The organism is Paenibacillus terricola (assembly GCF_014779765.1).
Classification (GTDB): Bacteria; Bacillota; Bacilli; order Paenibacillales; family Paenibacillaceae; genus Paenibacillus_T; species Paenibacillus_T terricola.
Genome location: NZ_JACXZA010000002.1, coordinates 211,652 through 229,478, shown reverse-complemented (window position 1 = coordinate 229,478; position 17,827 = coordinate 211,652). Strand labels below are relative to the sequence as shown.

The window sequence follows — 17,827 nt, the reverse complement described above, 5'->3', positions numbered from 1 at the left end:
TGGCAGCGCAGCAGCGCCTCCAATCGATTAGCCTTGAAGCTGGCGCGTCAGGTTCGCCATTTCGATTGCCGACGTTGCAGACTCCCAGCCTTTGTTGCCCGCTTTGGTGCCAGCGCGCTCAATGGCTTGCTCGATCGAGTCCGTCGTCAATACGCCGAAGATCGCAGGAACGCCTGTTTTCAGCGCGATAGCTGCAACGCCTTTAGCCGCTTCGTTGCACACGAAATCGAAGTGAGGCGTTGATCCGCGGATTACCGCACCCAGCGTAATGACAGCGTCATATTTGCCGCTTTCAGCCATTTTCTGAGCCGCGAATGGAATTTCGAATGCGCCTGGCACCCAAGCGATCTCGATCTCGGAATCTTCTGCGCCATGGCGCTTCAGCGCGTCGAGCGCTCCCGACAGCAGCTTCGTCGTAATAAATTCATTGAAACGTCCAACGACGATACCATATTTCAAACCTTGCGATACTAAATGTCCTTCATAATGTTTCATTGTTCATCTTCCTTCCACTTGGATACGATTAGATTTAGATTTATTAGATGCAGTAATCGTCATGTATTTTGTTCAACGTAACCCGATCAACGACCTCCAGGCCATAACCTTCAAGTCCTTTAATCTTGCGCGGGTTATTCGTGAGCAGACGCATTTGGCGTACGCCAAGATCCTTCAAAATCTGAGCCCCGATGCCATATTCCCGCAAATCCGGATAAAATCCAACTTTCTTATTCGCCTCGCCCTTGTCGAATCCCTGCTCCTGAAGCTGATAAGATTTTAATTTGCTCAGCAAACCTTCGCTTTTGGTGTCCTGCCGCATATAAAGCAGAACTCCGTTGCCCGCTTCATTAATCTGACGCATTGCCGCATCAAGATGCTTGCTGCAGCTGCACTTTTTCGAGTGGAACACATCACCTGTCAGGCACTCCGAGTGAACGCGGACAAGCGTTGGACGATCTGGCGAGATCTTGCCTTTAACGAACGCCAAGTGAACCTTGTCGTCAAGCTGATTCGAATAACCGATAACAGTAAAATCACCAAACTCGGTCGAAAGCGGCGTTTCGACTGCACGTTCCACCAGCCGTTCTTTCCCGTTGCGATATTTGATCATCTCTTCAATCGAGATGAGCTTCAGGCCGTGTTTCTCTTTAAACTCAATCAGATCGGGCAGCCGCGCCATCGTTCCGTCTTCTTTAATAATTTCGCAAATGACCGAAGATGGCTTCGCGCCGCACATATTCGCTAGATCGATCGCCGCTTCGGTATGACCGGCACGACGAAGCACGCCGCCTTCCTTCGCAATAAGCGGGAAAATGTGGCCCGGTCTGCGAAAATGTTCCGGCTTCGCCGTTTCGTCGATCAGCGCCATAACCGTCATCGAACGCTCATGAGCGGAGATGCCTGTCGAAGTGGATACATGGTCAACAGAAACGGTAAACGCTGTGCCGTGATAATCCGTGTTATGATTCACCATCGGGGGCAAATTAAGCGCTTCTGCACGCTCGCTCGTAATTGGTACGCACACAAGTCCACGCGCTTCGGTAATCATGAAATTGATCGCTTCCGGCGTTGCTTTCTCCGTCAGCACGATGAGGTCGCCTTCATTCTCCCGATCCTCGTCGTCGACAACGATAATCGGCTTACCCTGTTTCAAATCCTCGATAGCTTCCTCAATGGAGTCAAAATAAACAGATGTGTCACCCAGCAGCCGCGCGGCGCTTTGTGTTTGCTCGGACATGGTTAACCCCTCCACTTTCCAAATATCTATCTATTCCAATCTTATGTTCACATAAATCCATTATCCGCCAAGAATGAAGCCGTCAAACCGCCGCGTCCTGCGGGCTTCGTATTTCCTTCGCTTCCCCGGTAATTCAGAAGATGATCAATATATTTCCCGAGGATGTCCGCTTCCAGATTGACCGTATCGCCTGGCTGCTTATCATAGAGCGCTGTCTGAGCAAGCGTATGCGGAATGATTGAAACTGCGAATGAACCACCTTCAGCACGGATGACCGTAAGCGAGATGCCATCGATCGTAATGGAGCCTTTGGGAATGACATACTTGGCGAAAGGCTCTTCATCTTCGGCACGAATCGCGAACACAACTGCATTCGCATCAACCGTACGTGAGACGATAACGCCCGTACCATCAATATGGCCCTGTACGATATGGCCGCCGAATCGTCCGCCCGCCGCCATCGCCCGCTCTAGGTTTACCTTCGAGCCAGGCTTCAAATCTTTCAAGTTCGAATGACGATACGTCTGCGGCATTACATCCGCTTGGAACGATGTCCGCGTGAATGAGATAACCGTTAAACAGACGCCATTCACCGAGATGCTGTCGCCAATTGCGACACCTTCAACAATATGCGAGGCTTCGATCGTCAGCACCATTGCTTCTCCAGCTCGGGACGCGCTGCGAAGTTTCCCTACTTCTTCAATCAACCCTGTGAACACGCCGATCAACTCCTCTCTGCCGGCTTGTGCCGATTAGACGGATAACCGACAATGGCCATGTCATCGCCATGCTGCTCATATTTGACCGCTTCAAGCGTGATGGCATCCGCCATCTTGTCGAAGCCGCTGAACTCGAATGCTGCTGGTGCTGCTGCACCGCCGCCGATCAGCTTCGGTGCGATGAACAAAGCGATTTTGTCAACCAGGCCCGCCTCGAGCATGGAACCATTCAACCGACCTCCGCCTTCCAGCAAAATCGAACTAATCTCTCGCTCGCCGAGCAGCCTCATAGCTTCTGCAAGATCAACGCTAGCTCCATCACCGCAATCAATGACTTCAACGCCAGCCGCTTGCAGTGCTTGACGCTTATCAGCATCCGCGCTGGCTGTAGTCAGAATGATTGTTGGCGCTTCGCCATCTGTAACGACACGAGCCGTAAGCGGAATCCGAAGCTTCGAATCAACAATGATGCGGGTCGGATGCAGGGCAGCCACCTCAAGTCGAGTCGTTAGCTGTGGATCGTCGGCAAGCAGTGTGCCGATGCCGATCATAATGCCCGCATTGCGATGCCGCATCGTATGTACTGCCTGCCGCGACACAGCACCAGAGATCCAGCGGCTATCCCCTGTACGAGCGGCGACCTTGCCATCCAATGTCGACGCCGATTTGAGTGTAACGTATGGAAGACGGGTCAGAATGTATTTGTTATAAGCTTCGTTCATGTCGAGCGACTGCTGTCCCAACAGTCCATGGGACACTTCGATGCCCGCTTCCCGCAAGCGTGCGACACCGGTTCCCGCCACCTCCGGATTCGGATCCAGCGCAGCAATGATGACCCGAGCTACCTTCGCCTCGATTAATCGATCACAACAAGGCGGCGTCAGTTTCCGATAATGGCTGCAGGGCTCCAACGTTACATAGGCTGTCGCGCCTTCCGCTTCTGCGCCAGCCATACGGAGCGCATTCACCTCTGCATGCCCTTCGCCCCGCTTCAGATGCGCGCCAAGGCCTACTACACGCCCTTCCTTCACAATGACGCAACCAACGACGGGATTGATGCTCGTCTGGCCGCTTGCGCTCTCTGCCATCTGCAAAGCGAGTTTCATATAAAATTCGTCATTCATGATTGCAGACATAATCAAAAATCCCCCCGACCGGCAGACTGCCGACGGGGGGATGGGTAACGCTTGCGCTGGTACGCTGGCGTTATTGTGTTGTGAAAAACATTCAAAGCATACGCAAGCGAGGGTCACGATATCATCTATATAAACAAAGATGACAAAGAAACCCGTACGAATGGCGTATTTGTTGAATGCTTCCCTTCTCCCATCCAGACTATACTGTCGGTCCCGGAATTGCACCAGGTCCACCGAAGCCTCTTCTACGTGCAGGACACGAAAGATATTACGAGACTTCGGGTCACGGACTGACGCCGGAAGCTTGCGCCGTACATACGGTAGCATAAATAGCTTCCAACGATCACCGCCGGTTCGGAATCTCACCGCACCCCGAAGGAAAGTCGCCTATTGTATTACCTATTCGCCGCTGTTGAGCGGCAACGATATAGTTTCGTAAACTATACCACTCAGATTACTAATTTGCAAGGTTAGACGGCTTGATTGCAAGAAGCCGCGGGATCATCGACAATAGCTTGTCGTGTCCCCGCGGCTTCCTACGGAAGGACGAGATCGCGATTATACTTCGACGATTTCGACCTTTTCCATTTTGTCGCGGCCTTTGAAAGCGTCTACTTGTTCCATGCCTTCAGCAACTTTGCCGAATACAGTGTGAACGCCGTCAAGGTGCGGTTGTGGCTTGTAGCAGATGTAGAATTGGCTGCCGCCCGTGTTACGGCCAGCATGAGCCATTGCAAGCGTGCCACGCTCATGTTTGTTCGGATTGATCTCACAATCAATCGTGTAACCAGGGCCGCCTGTGCCAGTGCCGCTTGGGCAGCCGCCTTGAGCGACGAAACCTGGGATAACGCGGTGGAATACAAGACCGTTGTAGAAGCCTTCGTTAGCCAGCTTCTCGAAGTTCGCTACCGTATTCGGTGCATCTTTCTCGAACAGATCGATCTTAACGACAGCGCCGTTCGAAAGGGTAATGTGTGCTTGTTTAGCCATTATCGTTCAACTCCTGATTCCTCAAAGTGATCGCGCGAATGCACGCTCTGCGATACACGAATACTTATACGTTCGCCTTACGGAGGCGTTGTGGAATAACATCGTTCGCGACGATGTCATTCAGCGATTCGCGTTTAACCGCAAGCGATGCTTCGCCGTCTTTGACGAATACGACAGCCGGACGACGAATCCGATTGTAGTTGCTCGCCATTGCGTAATTATACGCTCCTGTGCAGAATACAGCAAGCAGGTCGCCAGACTCGGATTTCGGCAGCTCAAGATCCCAGATGAGCATGTCGCCGCTCTCGCAGCATTTGCCGGCTACAGAAACGGTCTCTTCGTTAGCTGCGTTCGCACGATTCGCGAGAAGCGCGTCGTACTTCGAGCCGTACAGTGCAGGACGCGGGTTATCCGTCATACCGCCGTCAACCGCGATATATTTGCGTACGCCTGGAATTTCTTTGTTCGTGCCGATCGTGTACAGCGTCGTACCCGCGTCGCCAACCATACTGCGGCCTGGCTCGATCCAGATCTCTGGCGTTGGGTATTCAGCAGATGTGAAGTTCGAGATGATCGCATCAGCAATTGCGTTAACATACGTTGCAAGCGGAAGCGGAGTGTCGCCTTCAACATAACGAATACCGAAGCCGCCGCCTACGTTGATAACGGAGAACGTTGTGCCGAGTTCGTTGCGAACTTGAACAGCGAATTTCGCTACTTTATCAACCGCCATGCCGAAGCCTTCAACTTCGAAAATTTGCGAGCCGATATGCGAGTGAACGCCGAGCAGGTTCAGGTTCGTCAGCTTCAACGTCTCTTCGATCGCGCGGAATGCCGTACCGTTGCCAAGGTCGAAACCGAACTTCGAATCTTGCTGACCGGTCGAGATGTAGTCATGCGTATGCGCTTCTACGCCTGGCGTAATGCGAAGCAGTACGTTAGCCGTCTTGCCTTTGTCCGCTGCCAGAGCGTTCAGAAGGCTCATCTCGATAAAGTTGTCGACTACGAAGCAGCCGATGCCAGCATCAAGCGCCATATTGATCTCGTCAGGCGTCTTGTTATTGCCGTGGAAGTGAATACGTTCAACTGGGAATCCCGCTTGCAGCGCCGTGTACAGCTCGCCGTCGGATACGACGTCAAGCGACAAGCCTTCTTGCTCTGCGATTGCGCACATTGCCATTACGCTGAACGCTTTGCTTGCATAAGCGACTTGGAACTTCAGACCTGTCGCTTTGAAAGCTTCAACAAATTCACGTGCACGCTGACGAACGAGTCCTTCGTCTACGATATAAAGCGGCGTGCCGAACTCTTGTGCAAGCACCGTTGTGTCGCATCCGCCGATTTGTAGATGTCCTTTATCATTAATTTCACTAGTCCCGTGCAAAAACATGGACAAAATCCCTCCGATAGTAAATGATGTATAGGAATACCAATTTCATTTGTACCCAATGTCATCAGTATACTCTAAACCATCTATCGGAGAAATGTATTTTTCATCATTTCATTTGCACTAATTTTGGCACTCCTCTAGGTGCGAGGCATTTTATCCCGCTGCTTCGGACGGAGCAGATTCGGACGAGTCCGATTGTACAACACTGGCGGCCGTACGATGATGTTGATCATCGCTTTCAGATCGAACGGAATGAACGGCCACATATACGGACGGTTGAATGAACGCTCCATCGAGAGTATCAGCATGACGAGCGTTGTCGCAATGACGAAACCCGGCACTTTGAACGACGCTACGCACACAATGAGAAGAATGCGAACGATACGGTTAGCAAGTCCAAGCTCATAGCTCGGCGTTGCGAACATACCGACTGCGGCAATCGCCATATACAGGATGACCTCGTTAATGAACAGCCCGGTCGATACAGCGATATCGCCGATCATAATCGCTGCGATGAGGGACATTGCTGTAGCTAGCGGCGTTGGCGTATGGACGGCTGCCATGCGCAGCAGATCGACACCAAGCTCAGCTAACAGGAATTGAACGACCATCGGAATCTTAGCCATCTTCGTCGGGCCGATGAAATCCAGCGCTGCTGGCTTCAGACTTGGCTCTAACACGAATAAGAACCAGATTGGCAGCAGGAACAGCGAAGCCATAATGCCGATGAAACGCACCCATCTCAAATAAGTGCCCATGAACGGCGTCTGACGATTCTCTTCCGCATGCTGGACGAGATCGAAGAACGTCGTTGGCAGCAGCATAACACTTGGCGATGTATCCACGAATACGGCGACGTTGCCTTCAAGCAAGTGAGCCGCAACAACGTCTGGCCGTTCCGAGTATCGGACAAGCGGATACGGATTCCAGCCCCTCTTGACTGTCGCTTCCTCAAGCTGTTTGTCCGCAAGTGGCAGGCCGTCTAGCTTCACCTGCTTGATTTTGTCGCGAATCGACTCAATCAGTTCTGGATCTGTAATGTCTTCCACATATGCGATACAGACGTCTGTCTGAGTACGCTCACCAACGCGAACAATCTCGTATCTAAGCATGGGATCACGCAGCCGCCGACGAACGAGCGATACATTGACCATTAGCGTCTCGACGAAGCCGTCCCTTGCGCCGCGAACGACGCGCTCCAGCGAAGGCTCTTCCGGTCCACGCGCCGGGAACGCTTTGGCATCGATGATAATCGCTTTGTCTTCACCATCAATGTAGAATGCAGAAGCTCCTGACATAACCTCGATCATCATATCATTCCACTTATCGACAGCCTTTACTTGAACGGCAGGCACATAGTAGTGCAGGAAGTCATGAACGGCATTCGTCGATATCGATTCCGGCTGCAAGTAGGTCAATCGAGTGAGTACATCGGTTAGTACGGTATCCTTGACGAGACCGTTGTAGAAAAACAGTGAAGTCCGCTTATCGCCCAGCGTCATCTCACGCACTACAATATCAAAGCTAGTATGGAAACCCGCATCTTCCAGCTTCTTTAGATATCCATCAATGCTGGCCGGTATAGGTTCGAATTGCTCCTGCTGATCGCCATGAGGATCGGAATGCTGCAATTTATTATGTTCTTGCTTCTTCCCTTTATTTGGGTTACCGCCGTGCTGTTGGGATGAATGTGCAGTTTGCCCCGCGTGATCAGAGTGACCCCCATGGTCGCCATGACTACTCTCGCCATTGCGATTCGCCGCCTTATGCTGCTTGTCTTCTCCTCCCTGCTGTGCCGACTGGCTATTATGCACGGCTGGTTCCTTGGATACAAGCTCAGCAGACAACAGCTGATGCAGCCGTTGTTTGTCCTTAATAAGTGACAACAGCTCAATATCGAGATCCTCCTGCGATACACGTTTCTTGCCGCTCTCGCCATTATGTGGGTCGCGATGATCTGATGGAGCGACAGCACCACGTTCAGCCTTCGGTTTAGCTTCCCGTACTGGCGGCTCGCTTATCTCCTCAATAACAGCCGTAAGATCCTCATCAGATTCATCGTCGCGGCTGTGCATGGATCTCGGGGCAGAATCGTGATCGATTGAATCTTCGTCTTCCAACTCCTCCATCATCGTGATCATTTCCGGTATGATGAACGTTTGATCGTCTGGTGTCTGTCTATCCCGATTTCGCATAGCGTCCTCCGTCCTCCTTGTTGCTTACCACTGATAATAGAGCCAATCAAACAGCGAGCCTGCTGTCTTGCCCAATACCATCGCCCACACTAGCGTTGCTATATGCTTAGACAGCGACATTCGTTTCGCCAATATGGGGAGCACGTTCATCACTTCCGTCAGCGCTGCTGCAAGCATACCGACGAACAGTCCATCCAGCATGCCTGCAATCGGCATAACGAAGTGGTTAGGCAAATACAGTCTCCAGTTTAATAAGTCAGCCACCGTCCAGAATAGCGCTCCTGCTGTGACCGCCGTTTCAAACCATACCGATTGCCGATACGCCTTGCCCAATTGAGCCAGACGTGGAATCAAGTCCAGAATGATGAGCAAAGAGACGAGCCCCGATCCGACAGCAATTCCGCCTCCCAGTCCAAGCATCGCAACGAATAGATTACGGCCAAGATCAAGCATGAGGTTCACCTGCCGGACCGCTTGGCCCATGGCCGCCTTGCTTCTTGCGCATCTCTTCCGCTACGACATAGGCGTTGACGTTCTCCTGATACAAATACAGCTCCACTTCAAGCGGATTCGGTTCCTCATTAAACCGTTTCTTAAACAGATGGTTAAAGAACAGCAGCATACCGAGACCGATGCCTGCCGAGTATGGTATCTGGAACCAAAGCGGGTGCTCCTCGTGCTTGCCTGTGACGAGCTCAGCGATTCGCATATGAACTTGCTTCATGCTTACATCCGTGTGAAAGTTCATAATGGCAAGCCCCGCGCCGAAAAATAACAGCAGCCATGAAATAAGGAGCACCGGCATTCGTGGACGCTCTGCCTTCTCGCCAACCATCAGGAGCACTTGCGGCTCGCCGAATGTCTCGATCGTCAGGTTCGGAAAGTGTGAACGGATCACACGTATCATCTGCAGCAGATCGATGACGACACGGTTGCCGTCAGCCGTCTGATGGTGATACAGAACAAGTGATTCCAGCACTTCTGCAATGCTATCATCGGTCAGCAGCTTTGCAGTCATCCCCAGAGTTACCGTGTCGCCGGCATGGATATGAACCCGCTTCTTCAGCCGCATATAAAGCACCGTCGGTGCCGAAACATTCCCTTCCAAGCGCCCAACACCCCCTGTTGCAAGCGACATACAACCTTTGTGAGGTAGTTCAAAAAGTCCGCTTGTGAAAACCGTACTTTTTGAACATGCAATTAATTGTGCATAACGGTTCTTCGATAGTATGGCTGCATTGGCATTAAAAAAACCAAATCGCCGCTTATTGGGCGATTTGGTTTTTGATGAGCTGCAATATTTTTTTCTCAAGCCGCGATACTTGCACTTGCGAGATGCCAAGCCTGCTTGCGACTTCCGACTGCGTCTGGTCGCGGAAGTACCGCAGATAGACGATAAGCCGCTCGCGTTCCGCAAGCCCTTCTATCGCTTCTGCCAATGCCAGCTTGTCGAACCATCTCTCTTGCGTATCGTCAGCAATTTGGTCCATAAGGGTGATCGGGTCGCCATCATTCTCGAATACCGTCTCATGTATGGAGGTGGGAGGCTTATTCGCCTCCTGTGCGAATACGACGTCCTCAGGCGATATGCCAAGCCCTTCCGCCACCTCGTTAATCGTCGGCAGGCGGCCAAGCGTCTTGGACAGCTCGTCCTTCATCTTGCGCACTTTATTCGCTGTTTCCTTAAGCGATCGGCTTACCTTCAGCGTTCCATCATCGCGCAGAAAGCGCTGGATCTCGCCTATAATCATCGGTACCGCATAGGTCGAAAACTTGACGTCGTAAGACAAATCGAATTTGTCGACCGACTTCAGCAGTCCGATACAGCCGATCTGGAACAGGTCGTCAGGCTCGTACCCGCGATTCATAAACCGCTGCACGACCGACCATACGAGCCGAATGTTGCAGTGGACAAGCGTGTCCCGAGACACGCTGTCTCCTGACTGGCTCAGGGCGATAAGACGCTTCACTTCTGCGTCATCCAAATACGGCTGCGCCGTTTGCTTCAAATCGACTTCCATGAGGTCCAACCCCTATGCGCCTAATTAAACAGCGCTTTTTTCGATTCGATTCGCTTCGACATCTCGATCCGTGTACCACGGCCGGGCTCGCTCGTCACTTCGAACCGATCCATGAAATTTTCCATTATCGTAAAACCCATGCCTGAACGCTCCAGCTCCGGCTTGGACGTATAGAGCGGCGAGCGCGCCAGCTCCAGATCCTCGATTCCATTGCCCTCGTCGCTGACGATCAGATGCAGCGTTTCGTCTTCGATCGATGCTTCAATCGTGATAAATCGAGCAGGATCATTATCGTAACCGTGAATAATCGAATTCGTTACCGCTTCGGACACAACCGTCTTCAGGTCGTTCAGCTCATCTAGCGTCGGGTCCAAATGCGTAATGAAGGCGGCGACGGTAATCCTGGCGAACGCCTCATTCTCACTGCGGGCGGAGAACGTTACGCGCATCGTATTGGCAGCTCTCGTCTCGTTCATGATACGACCTCCAGACTGGTGAGCGCCGCGCGCTCATTATCGTGAACAGCCAAAATTTTGAACAAGCCTGACATCTCGAGCAGCCGGTATACACTTTTATTCACGTCACAGACGGCCATTACGCCGCCCTTTGCCTTCAGCTGCTTATATCGGCCAAGTATGACACCGAGACCGGAGCTATCCATGAAGATCAAATCCTTCAGGCTGAGAACGACATGCTCGACTGTACTCTTCAGGATAGCTTCTTCCATCCGGAGCCGAACATTGTCAGCCGTGTGATGGTCAAGCTCTCCTCTCAGGCGCACAATCAACACATTACGTTGGTGCTCCAACTCTACTTGAAGACTCATATCCTGTTCACTCCTCCCCGTGATGAACAAGCATTTCTCCGCAGAGCCTCCCCATTCCTGCCTCACGACAAAACTAGAACCGCGACGCTATGAGCCGACAAATTGCGCTTCTTAATTTAGCTGAATAGACCGGAACAAGTCCGCTTCATCAACGTCCACCAACTTGCCTTCTCTACCGTAATCGGCGATTGAACCTCGAACTCGGTTAATTGCTGATTGCCCTGATATACGACAATTCGGCCAATGCGATCACCAATCTTAAGAGGCGCTTTAATATTCTTATCGAGCTGCAGCTCATGACGAATATCGCCGGTTGATGCGCCTTTACGCATCAATACGCTGTATGGATGAGTAGCTGTCAATTCCAGCTGTGCAACTTGGCCTTTCTCCACTGGCACCTTGCCAATTGGATCGCCCTGCTTGAAGATCGAGTAGTTCGTATACTGCGCGAACGAATAATCGAGCATGGATGCCACTTCTGCATTACGCGTCTTCGTATTCGGCTCGCCCATTACAACTGCAATGACACGCAGACCATCGCGACGTGCCGTTGCCGACAAGCAGAACTTCGCTTCATTCGTGAAGCCAGTTTTCAAACCGTCAGCTCCTGTATAGAAGCGTACGAGCTTATTCGTATTAACGAGCCAGAATGGCTTCTCCGATGACTTGCGGAGGTAGTCCTGATACATCCCCGTATACTTCGTAATCTCGGTATGCTTCAGCAGCTCGCGTGACATTACAGCGATATCATGCGCTGACGTATAGTGGTCTGCAACCGGTAGGCCGTTGCAGTTCGCAAAATGCGTATCGTTCATGCCTAGCTGCTTAGCCTTCTCATTCATCATGTTGACGAACTGTGCCTCTGAACCAGCAAGCTTCTCCGCCATCGCAACGGATGCGTCGTTGCCTGATGCGAGCGCAATGCCTTTGATCATCTCATCAACTGTCATCTCTTCGCCTGGTTCAAGGAAGATCTGTGAACCGCCCATGGAAGCCGCATATTCGCTCGTCGACACTTTGTCGGTCAATTTCAGACGGCCGTCATCAAGCGCCTCCATGATGAGCAGCATCGTCATAATCTTCGTAATGCTGGCAGGCGGCAGCTTATCATGGCTGTTTTTATCAAAAATAACCGTACCGCTGTCAGCATCCATCAGCACAGCTGAGCGCGCAGACGGTGCCAAATTGACCGCAGGGGAAGCTGAAGAAGCGTTCGGCGGCGTAGGTTCTGCGGCGGAAGCGTACACTGCCGGCAGAAGCAGCATGAGCGCTAAGGCGCTAACGAATAATTTAGTACAGACAGACTTGAACAAGAACGATCCCTCCTGAGCATGTTGCGGCCTTGTTCCATCCGAGCTGAAGTTACAGCATTGGAAGGACGGAACACACAGCGGCCATCTTTTTCCTTCCCATTATGGACAGTCTTCAGCCAATTTATTCCCAATTCCTGCATACAAAAAGACCGAACCCTGTTGAGATTCGGTCTATCTGCTGTTCCCTATAAACACTGAGCTACTCCATATACGAATAAATATGTTTATGGTCAGCCGGGGCGCTTGGCTTAATATGAACGGCTTGCTGCAGATCAGCGATCAATTCCGACGCAATCGACTTGTTCGTATACAGGTAGCCGACAACGTCACCCTCTTGAACTTCATCACCGTACTGCTTGATGAATTGAATACCTGCATGATGATCGATGGAATCCTCTTTCTTCTCTCTTCCCGCACCAGCGATCATCGCTGCTCTGCCGATTGTTTCAGCATCGATCTGGTGTATGTAGCCATCGCAGAGCGCTTTGATTTCGAGCTTGGAAGTGCAGCTGAATACCCAATTCTCATCTTCGAACACATCTAAGTTCCCGCCGAATGCTTGTACATACTCCGCAAACTTGTTATAAGCCGATCCATCGTCAATTACCTTGTTGATCTGTTCAATCGCCTCGTCTAGTTCAGCGAATTGTTCGGATAGACGAAGCAGATAGGCAACAGTGTCCACACATATTTGACGTAAATGGGAATCGCCTCTGCCTTTCAAAATCTCAATGCTTTCGTATACCTCGAATGCATTACCGACCATTGAACCTAAAGGCTGGTTCATATCCGTAATAAGGGCTGCAAACTTCTTATTGAAGCGACCGCCAATGCCGATCATGCTTGCCGCCAGCTCTTTGGCCGATTCAGCATCCTTCATGAAAGCACCTTGGCCGAATTTCACATCAAGCAGAATAATGTCGTTTCCTGCCGCAATTTTTTTGCTCACGATCGAGCTTGCAATGAGCGGAATGGAATCAACCGTTCCGGTTACATCCCGAAGCGCATACAGCTTCTTATCTGCCGGAACCAGATTGCCGGTCTGCCCAATAAGCGCAAATCCGACGGACTTAACCGTATCAATGAAGGTATCTACGGGTTGTTCGACGTTAATGTTCGGAATGGATTCAAGCTTATCAATCGTTCCGCCCGTGAGCCCGAGTCCCCGACCTGACATTTTGGCCATCGCAAGATCGAAGCAAGCAATAATCGGCGCAATGATCAGCGATACTTTATCGCCTACGCCGCCGGTTGAATGCTTGTCCACTTTCGCTTTCGATATCGCGGACAGATCCAATTGGTCACCCGACTCGATCATTGCTTTCGTTAAATAAAAAGCTTCCTCTTCGCTCATGCCATTGAAATAGACCGTCATAAGCCAAGCAGACACTTGATAATCAGGAATTGTGCCATTCACATAACCATGAATGACATACTGAATTTCTTCGAAGGACAACTCCGTGTCATACTTCTTCTTATCAATGATATCGGACATTCTCATTGTGCAATTCTCCTATAGATGAGATTTCATTCGAGCCAACGATCTCGACCACAATCGTTTGACATAAAGCGCTCAAACAAAATAGCTGCTGCCACAGGCCGACATCTGATCAACAGGTATAGAGCCTTGGCAACAGCCATAAATTAAGAAATCGATTTCGTAAAAGAACTCCCGTTGACTGCTTGCGATTGTTCCGCATAAATTCTACATCCCGCATAAGACGTTAGTCCTCCTCGGGTGTAGGTTTATTGTGGCACCGCGAACGATGCTGCTCTGTCAGGGCTTGTACGATTAACGTATCCAGCTGCTGACTTAAGTGCAGCACGTCGCGGTCCTGCAAGGTGTTCCTTAACAGGGCGGTATCTACCATTCTGCCACGAAGTTCTTCTAGACTTACGTACAGGGAATTGTTCATCTCTCGCTCCACTCCACATCTATAATCACGAACATTGTACTGTGAATTTCGTACAATGTATGTCATATTGAGTCGGTGAAGCAAATTTTTTAACCGACAAATAACGACGGTTACAGCTTCGGTACGACGTCGGATACGAGCTGAAGGAAGCGGTTTTTCACGCGTTCCGTCGTTTCCATTACTTCTTCATGGGACAACGGCTGATCCAATATACCCGAAGCCATGTTGCTAATGCACGAGATGCCGAGCACTTCAATACGACAATGACGCGCTGCGACGACTTCCGCGATTGTCGACATGCCTACAGCATCAGCGCCAATCGTGCGCATCATTCGGATTTCTGCAGGCGTTTCATAGGATGGACCAAGAACGCCGATATAAACGCCCTCTCGCAGCGAGAAGCCAGCAGCCTGCGCAGTCTCTTGTGCGAGTGCGCGAAGCCGACGGCTGTAAGCCTCGGACATATCCGGGAAGCGAACACCAAATCGATCCTCGTTAGGTCCGATAAGCGGATTTCGTCCAGTCAGATTAATATGATCGGAGATGAGCATTAGATCGCCAGGCTCATAGTCCGTGTTAATGCCCCCTGCCGCATTCGTTACGACGAGTTTCGAAATACCCAGCTCCTTCATCACGCGTACCGGGAAGCTCGTCAGTTCAGGTAAGTAACCCTCGTACATGTGGAAACGGCCCTTCATCAGAACAACTGGTCTGCCATTCAATCGACCGATGAGCAATTCCCCTGCGTGACCTTCAACAGTCGAAATTGGAAAATGCGGGATATCGCCATATGCAATCGTCGTCGCATCCGTTATGTAATCGGCTAATACACCTAGTCCAGAGCCAAGTATTAATCCGACCTCTGGCTGAATGCTTGTCTGCTGCCGTATATAAGCCGCAGCTTCCTCATAGGCTTGCCCTGTCAGTCTGCCAGCATTGTTCTCATTTGCCATCGTATTCCTCTCTCCTTCTCCCTGTCGATTGATCTCTATTACACCAGCCCTTTAGCTTAGCCGATCTAATAAACTTTCACCATTAGGCGGCATCGCCACACCGAAGTTATCCGCTACCGTTGCCGCAATATCCGCGAAGGTTGGTCTCACCCCGATGGAGCCAGGCGTGACAAACGCTGGGCTGTACAGCAGCAGCGGGACGAATTCACGCGTATGATCTGTGCCTGCATGAGTTGGATCGTTGCCATGGTCCGCCGTCACGATAAGCAAGTCGCGTGGTCCCAGCCTTTTCTCAAGCTCCGGTACAGCTCTGTCGAATACCTCAAGCGCCTTTGCATAACCAGCCGGATCGCGCCGATGTCCATACAAGGAATCGAAATCGACAAGATTTGTAAATAACAAACCTTCAAAGCTCGTCTCCAGCCGCTCCAGCGTCTTGCGAATTCCATCTTCATTGCTTTTCGTCGGCATTGATTCGGTAATGCCTTCCCCATCGAAAATATCGTTGATTTTGCCGACTGCTATCACATCATATCCATTGTCCTTCAATGCATTAAGCACCGTAGGCTCAGGCGGCTTTAACGCGTAATCATGTCGATTCGGCGTACGGACGAAAGCACCAGGGGTACCCACATACGGCCTAGCAATGACGCGCCCTACTGCATACCGAGGATCCATCGTCAATTCGCGGGCGATTTCGCATGCGCGATACAACTCATCAAGTGGAATGATTTCCTCATGTGCAGCAATCTGGAAGACACTATCAGCAGAGGTATAGACAATCCATGCGCCGGTCTTCATTTGCTCCTCGCCAAGCTCTACGAGTATTTCGGTGCCGCTCGCAGGCTTGTTGCCGATTACCGCTCGTCCAGTCCGCTCCTCGAAGGTGCGGATCAATTCCTCTGGAAACCCATTCGGGAACGTCTGGAACGGAATCGTCACTTTAAGCCCCGCAATTTCCCAATGTCCCGTCATCGTATCCTTGCCGACAGAAGCCTCTGACATTTTGCCATAAAATGCTGCAGGCTGTTCTTTGCAAGGCGTCCAGCCCGGAAGTTCAGCAATTCGGTCCAATCCCCAGCGGCGCATCCTCGACATTTGCAAATCTGGCACTTCGCGAATAATGTGCCCCAGCGTGTGTGCACCGGCATCTCCGAACCGCGCAGCATCCGGCATCTCTCCGATACCTACGCTGTCAAGCACAATCAACGCAATACGTTGAAACCGCATATGATAGTCCCTCCTGACATCAGGATCATTTCTTTGATCCATCCGGTACGAACATTATTTGGCTCGCGGATGCGAGCGTTCATACACTTCTTTCATTCGCGACTTGGTTAGTTGAACATATTTCTGTGTAGCAGCAAGGCCTGTGTGGCCAAGCATCTCTTGAACAGATCTTACATCAGCGCCGTTCTCAAGCAAATGCGCAGCGAACGAGTGCCGCAGCGAATGCGGAGTCAGTTCACCTTCAATGCCTGCTGCAAGCGCATATTTTTTCACTATTTTCCACAGCCCTTGCCTTGTGAGCCGCTCTCCTCTTCGATTGAGGAATAACGCTTGCTCTTCCGGATGGCTGCGTCCCAGATCCGTTCGTACAGTACTGAGATAAGTCTCTATCGCAGCTTGTGCAGATCGGCCGATTGGTACGATACGTTCCTTGCTTCCGGCAGCACAGCGGATAAAACCGAGGCTGATGTGTACATCGGTCACCTCAAGGGCGATCAATTCGGATACGCGAATACCAGTCGCATACAATGTTTCCAGAATTGCCATATCCCGAATCCCGATCGGCTCAGCACGGTCAGGCGCAGCAAGCAGACGCTCCACCTGCTCCGCAGGTATAATAAGCGGCGGCGGACTATCCGGCTTCGGCGCATCCATATCTGATGTAGGATCAGCGTCTACAAGCCGCTTGTCCATCAAATAGCGAAAGAACGCGCGAAGAGATACCCGATAACGGGACAGTGACGCATTCTTGCGTCCTTCATGTCTCAGCACTAGCCAATAACGCGCCATATGGTGTTTCTTCACATCACGAGCCGTATGGATGCCCGACTCCGCTGCATAGCGGATAAAATGTCTCACGTCTCGTTCATAAGATGCAAGCGTATTGTCAGACAGCGACCTTTCGTATGACGCATCCTGAATAAACGATTGCAGCTCCGTCTCCATGATTCAGCTATCCTTTCCGCAGTCGAATGACGTGCACTTAAACATTCCACAGCATGACTCCAAATTCCTGCATGCGATGGCGATTGTCGTCAGAAGGTCACTCAATTGCACGAATAGACAGCTCAAAACAGGCTGCAGTAGGTACAGCCTGAGCGCTTATTATGCCGCATGCGAGTCGTCGTGTCGTTACTATCGACTCATCATTCGCCATACCAATAGAACCAGCGAAGCCGGTCACTCATCGTGCTCTCGTCTGGTGTCTGCAGCGTGCCGGACACCTTCAGCGCCCTTCCGTGAGGCTCACGGTACGGATCGACCGGCGCAACAACGTCAATGAGCCATCTGTAACCACCGAAAGCGATCATTGTCAGCAGCATGAACAACAACACAAATACCAATCTTCCAAACCATTGGCGAATGGATACGACCATTAGCAATCGCCTCCTGCGTATCGTATT

At 51.2% G+C, this 17,827-nt stretch carries 19 protein-coding genes and 1 riboswitch; all 19 genes read right to left on the bottom strand.

Annotation, left to right across the window (positions count from 1 at the left end; genetic code table 11):
- Nucleotides 1–27 precede the first annotated feature (27 nt).
- The 19 genes from ribH to H8B09_RS08215 all read right to left on the bottom strand — a co-directional run bounded on the left by ribH (nucleotide 28) and on the right by H8B09_RS08215 (nucleotide 17,800).
- Complete coding sequence (gene ribH, locus H8B09_RS08305; protein WP_191203048.1) at nucleotides 28–495, bottom strand: 6,7-dimethyl-8-ribityllumazine synthase; 468 nt, start codon at nucleotides 493–495, stop codon at nucleotides 28–30.
- A gap of 43 nt (nucleotides 496–538) precedes the next feature.
- A complete protein-coding gene (locus H8B09_RS08300) occupies nucleotides 539–1,735 on the bottom strand; it encodes a bifunctional 3,4-dihydroxy-2-butanone-4-phosphate synthase/GTP cyclohydrolase II (RefSeq protein WP_191203047.1) in 1,197 nt (398 codons plus the stop codon).
- Nucleotides 1,736–1,782: 47 nt separating this feature from the next.
- On the bottom strand, nucleotides 1,783–2,454 hold the full coding sequence (gene ribE / locus H8B09_RS08295; RefSeq protein WP_191203046.1) for a riboflavin synthase: 672 nt from the start codon (nucleotides 2,452–2,454) through the stop codon (nucleotides 1,783–1,785).
- Between the two features lie 5 nt (nucleotides 2,455–2,459).
- The gene (gene ribD, locus H8B09_RS08290; protein ID WP_191203045.1) at nucleotides 2,460–3,590 is read right to left on the bottom strand and encodes a bifunctional diaminohydroxyphosphoribosylaminopyrimidine deaminase/5-amino-6-(5-phosphoribosylamino)uracil reductase RibD; all 1,131 of its coding nucleotides are present in this window, start codon (nucleotides 3,588–3,590) and stop codon (nucleotides 2,460–2,462) included.
- 178 nt (nucleotides 3,591–3,768) lie between these two features.
- A riboswitch (FMN riboswitch) is annotated at nucleotides 3,769–3,974 on the bottom strand.
- A 174-nt stretch (nucleotides 3,975–4,148) separates the two neighbouring features.
- Complete coding sequence (locus H8B09_RS08285) at nucleotides 4,149–4,580, bottom strand: peptidylprolyl isomerase (RefSeq protein ID WP_191203044.1); 432 nt, start codon at nucleotides 4,578–4,580, stop codon at nucleotides 4,149–4,151.
- 64 nt (nucleotides 4,581–4,644) lie between these two features.
- Complete coding sequence (lysA, locus tag H8B09_RS08280; RefSeq protein WP_191203043.1) at nucleotides 4,645–5,970, bottom strand: diaminopimelate decarboxylase; 1,326 nt, start codon at nucleotides 5,968–5,970, stop codon at nucleotides 4,645–4,647.
- Between the two features lie 137 nt (nucleotides 5,971–6,107).
- Nucleotides 6,108–7,784 carry a spore germination protein gene (locus H8B09_RS08275; protein WP_397376061.1) on the bottom strand — a complete coding sequence of 559 codons (1,677 nt, stop codon included), beginning with the start codon at nucleotides 7,782–7,784 and terminating at the stop codon, nucleotides 6,108–6,110.
- Nucleotides 7,785–8,189: 405 nt separating this feature from the next.
- Nucleotides 8,190–8,648, bottom strand: coding sequence for a stage V sporulation protein AB (locus H8B09_RS08270; RefSeq protein WP_191203041.1), 459 nt, complete (start codon nucleotides 8,646–8,648; stop codon nucleotides 8,190–8,192).
- Entirely contained in the window at nucleotides 8,611–9,237 is a 627-nt protein-coding gene (locus tag H8B09_RS08265) for a stage V sporulation protein AA (RefSeq protein WP_224753499.1), read from the bottom strand. The genes H8B09_RS08270 and H8B09_RS08265 overlap by 38 nt, the downstream gene beginning before the upstream one ends.
- A 193-nt stretch (nucleotides 9,238–9,430) precedes the next feature.
- Entirely contained in the window at nucleotides 9,431–10,186 is a 756-nt protein-coding gene (sigF, locus tag H8B09_RS08260; protein ID WP_110043451.1) for an RNA polymerase sporulation sigma factor SigF, read from the bottom strand.
- 20 nt (nucleotides 10,187–10,206) lie between these two features.
- Nucleotides 10,207–10,662 carry an anti-sigma F factor gene (spoIIAB, locus tag H8B09_RS08255; RefSeq protein ID WP_191203039.1) on the bottom strand — a complete coding sequence of 152 codons (456 nt, stop codon included), beginning with the start codon at nucleotides 10,660–10,662 and terminating at the stop codon, nucleotides 10,207–10,209.
- Nucleotides 10,659–11,012 carry an anti-sigma F factor antagonist gene (spoIIAA, locus tag H8B09_RS08250; RefSeq protein ID WP_191203038.1) on the bottom strand — a complete coding sequence of 118 codons (354 nt, stop codon included), beginning with the start codon at nucleotides 11,010–11,012 and terminating at the stop codon, nucleotides 10,659–10,661. Before spoIIAA ends, spoIIAB begins: the two co-directional genes overlap by 4 nt.
- Before the next feature lie 116 nt (nucleotides 11,013–11,128).
- Complete coding sequence (locus tag H8B09_RS08245; RefSeq protein ID WP_191203765.1) at nucleotides 11,129–12,277, bottom strand: D-alanyl-D-alanine carboxypeptidase family protein; 1,149 nt, start codon at nucleotides 12,275–12,277, stop codon at nucleotides 11,129–11,131.
- Nucleotides 12,278–12,524: 247 nt separating this feature from the next.
- Nucleotides 12,525–13,826, bottom strand: a complete 1,302-nt coding sequence (locus H8B09_RS08240) for a thymidine phosphorylase (protein WP_191203037.1) — start codon at nucleotides 13,824–13,826, stop codon at nucleotides 12,525–12,527.
- A 223-nt stretch (nucleotides 13,827–14,049) separates the two neighbouring features.
- Complete coding sequence (locus tag H8B09_RS08235; protein ID WP_191203036.1) at nucleotides 14,050–14,241, bottom strand: aspartyl-phosphate phosphatase Spo0E family protein; 192 nt, start codon at nucleotides 14,239–14,241, stop codon at nucleotides 14,050–14,052.
- A 110-nt stretch (nucleotides 14,242–14,351) separates the two neighbouring features.
- Nucleotides 14,352–15,194 (bottom strand): purine-nucleoside phosphorylase, encoded by an 843-nt coding sequence (locus tag H8B09_RS08230; protein ID WP_191203035.1) that lies wholly within the window; start codon nucleotides 15,192–15,194, stop codon nucleotides 14,352–14,354.
- A 51-nt stretch (nucleotides 15,195–15,245) separates the two neighbouring features.
- Entirely contained in the window at nucleotides 15,246–16,424 is a 1,179-nt protein-coding gene (gene deoB / locus H8B09_RS08225; RefSeq protein ID WP_191203034.1) for a phosphopentomutase, read from the bottom strand.
- A 54-nt stretch (nucleotides 16,425–16,478) separates the two neighbouring features.
- The gene (locus tag H8B09_RS08220; RefSeq protein WP_191203033.1) at nucleotides 16,479–17,369 is read right to left on the bottom strand and encodes a tyrosine recombinase; all 891 of its coding nucleotides are present in this window, start codon (nucleotides 17,367–17,369) and stop codon (nucleotides 16,479–16,481) included.
- A 200-nt stretch (nucleotides 17,370–17,569) separates the two neighbouring features.
- Complete coding sequence (locus H8B09_RS08215; RefSeq protein WP_191203032.1) at nucleotides 17,570–17,800, bottom strand: DUF4227 family protein; 231 nt, start codon at nucleotides 17,798–17,800, stop codon at nucleotides 17,570–17,572.
- Nucleotides 17,801–17,827 lie beyond the last annotated feature (27 nt).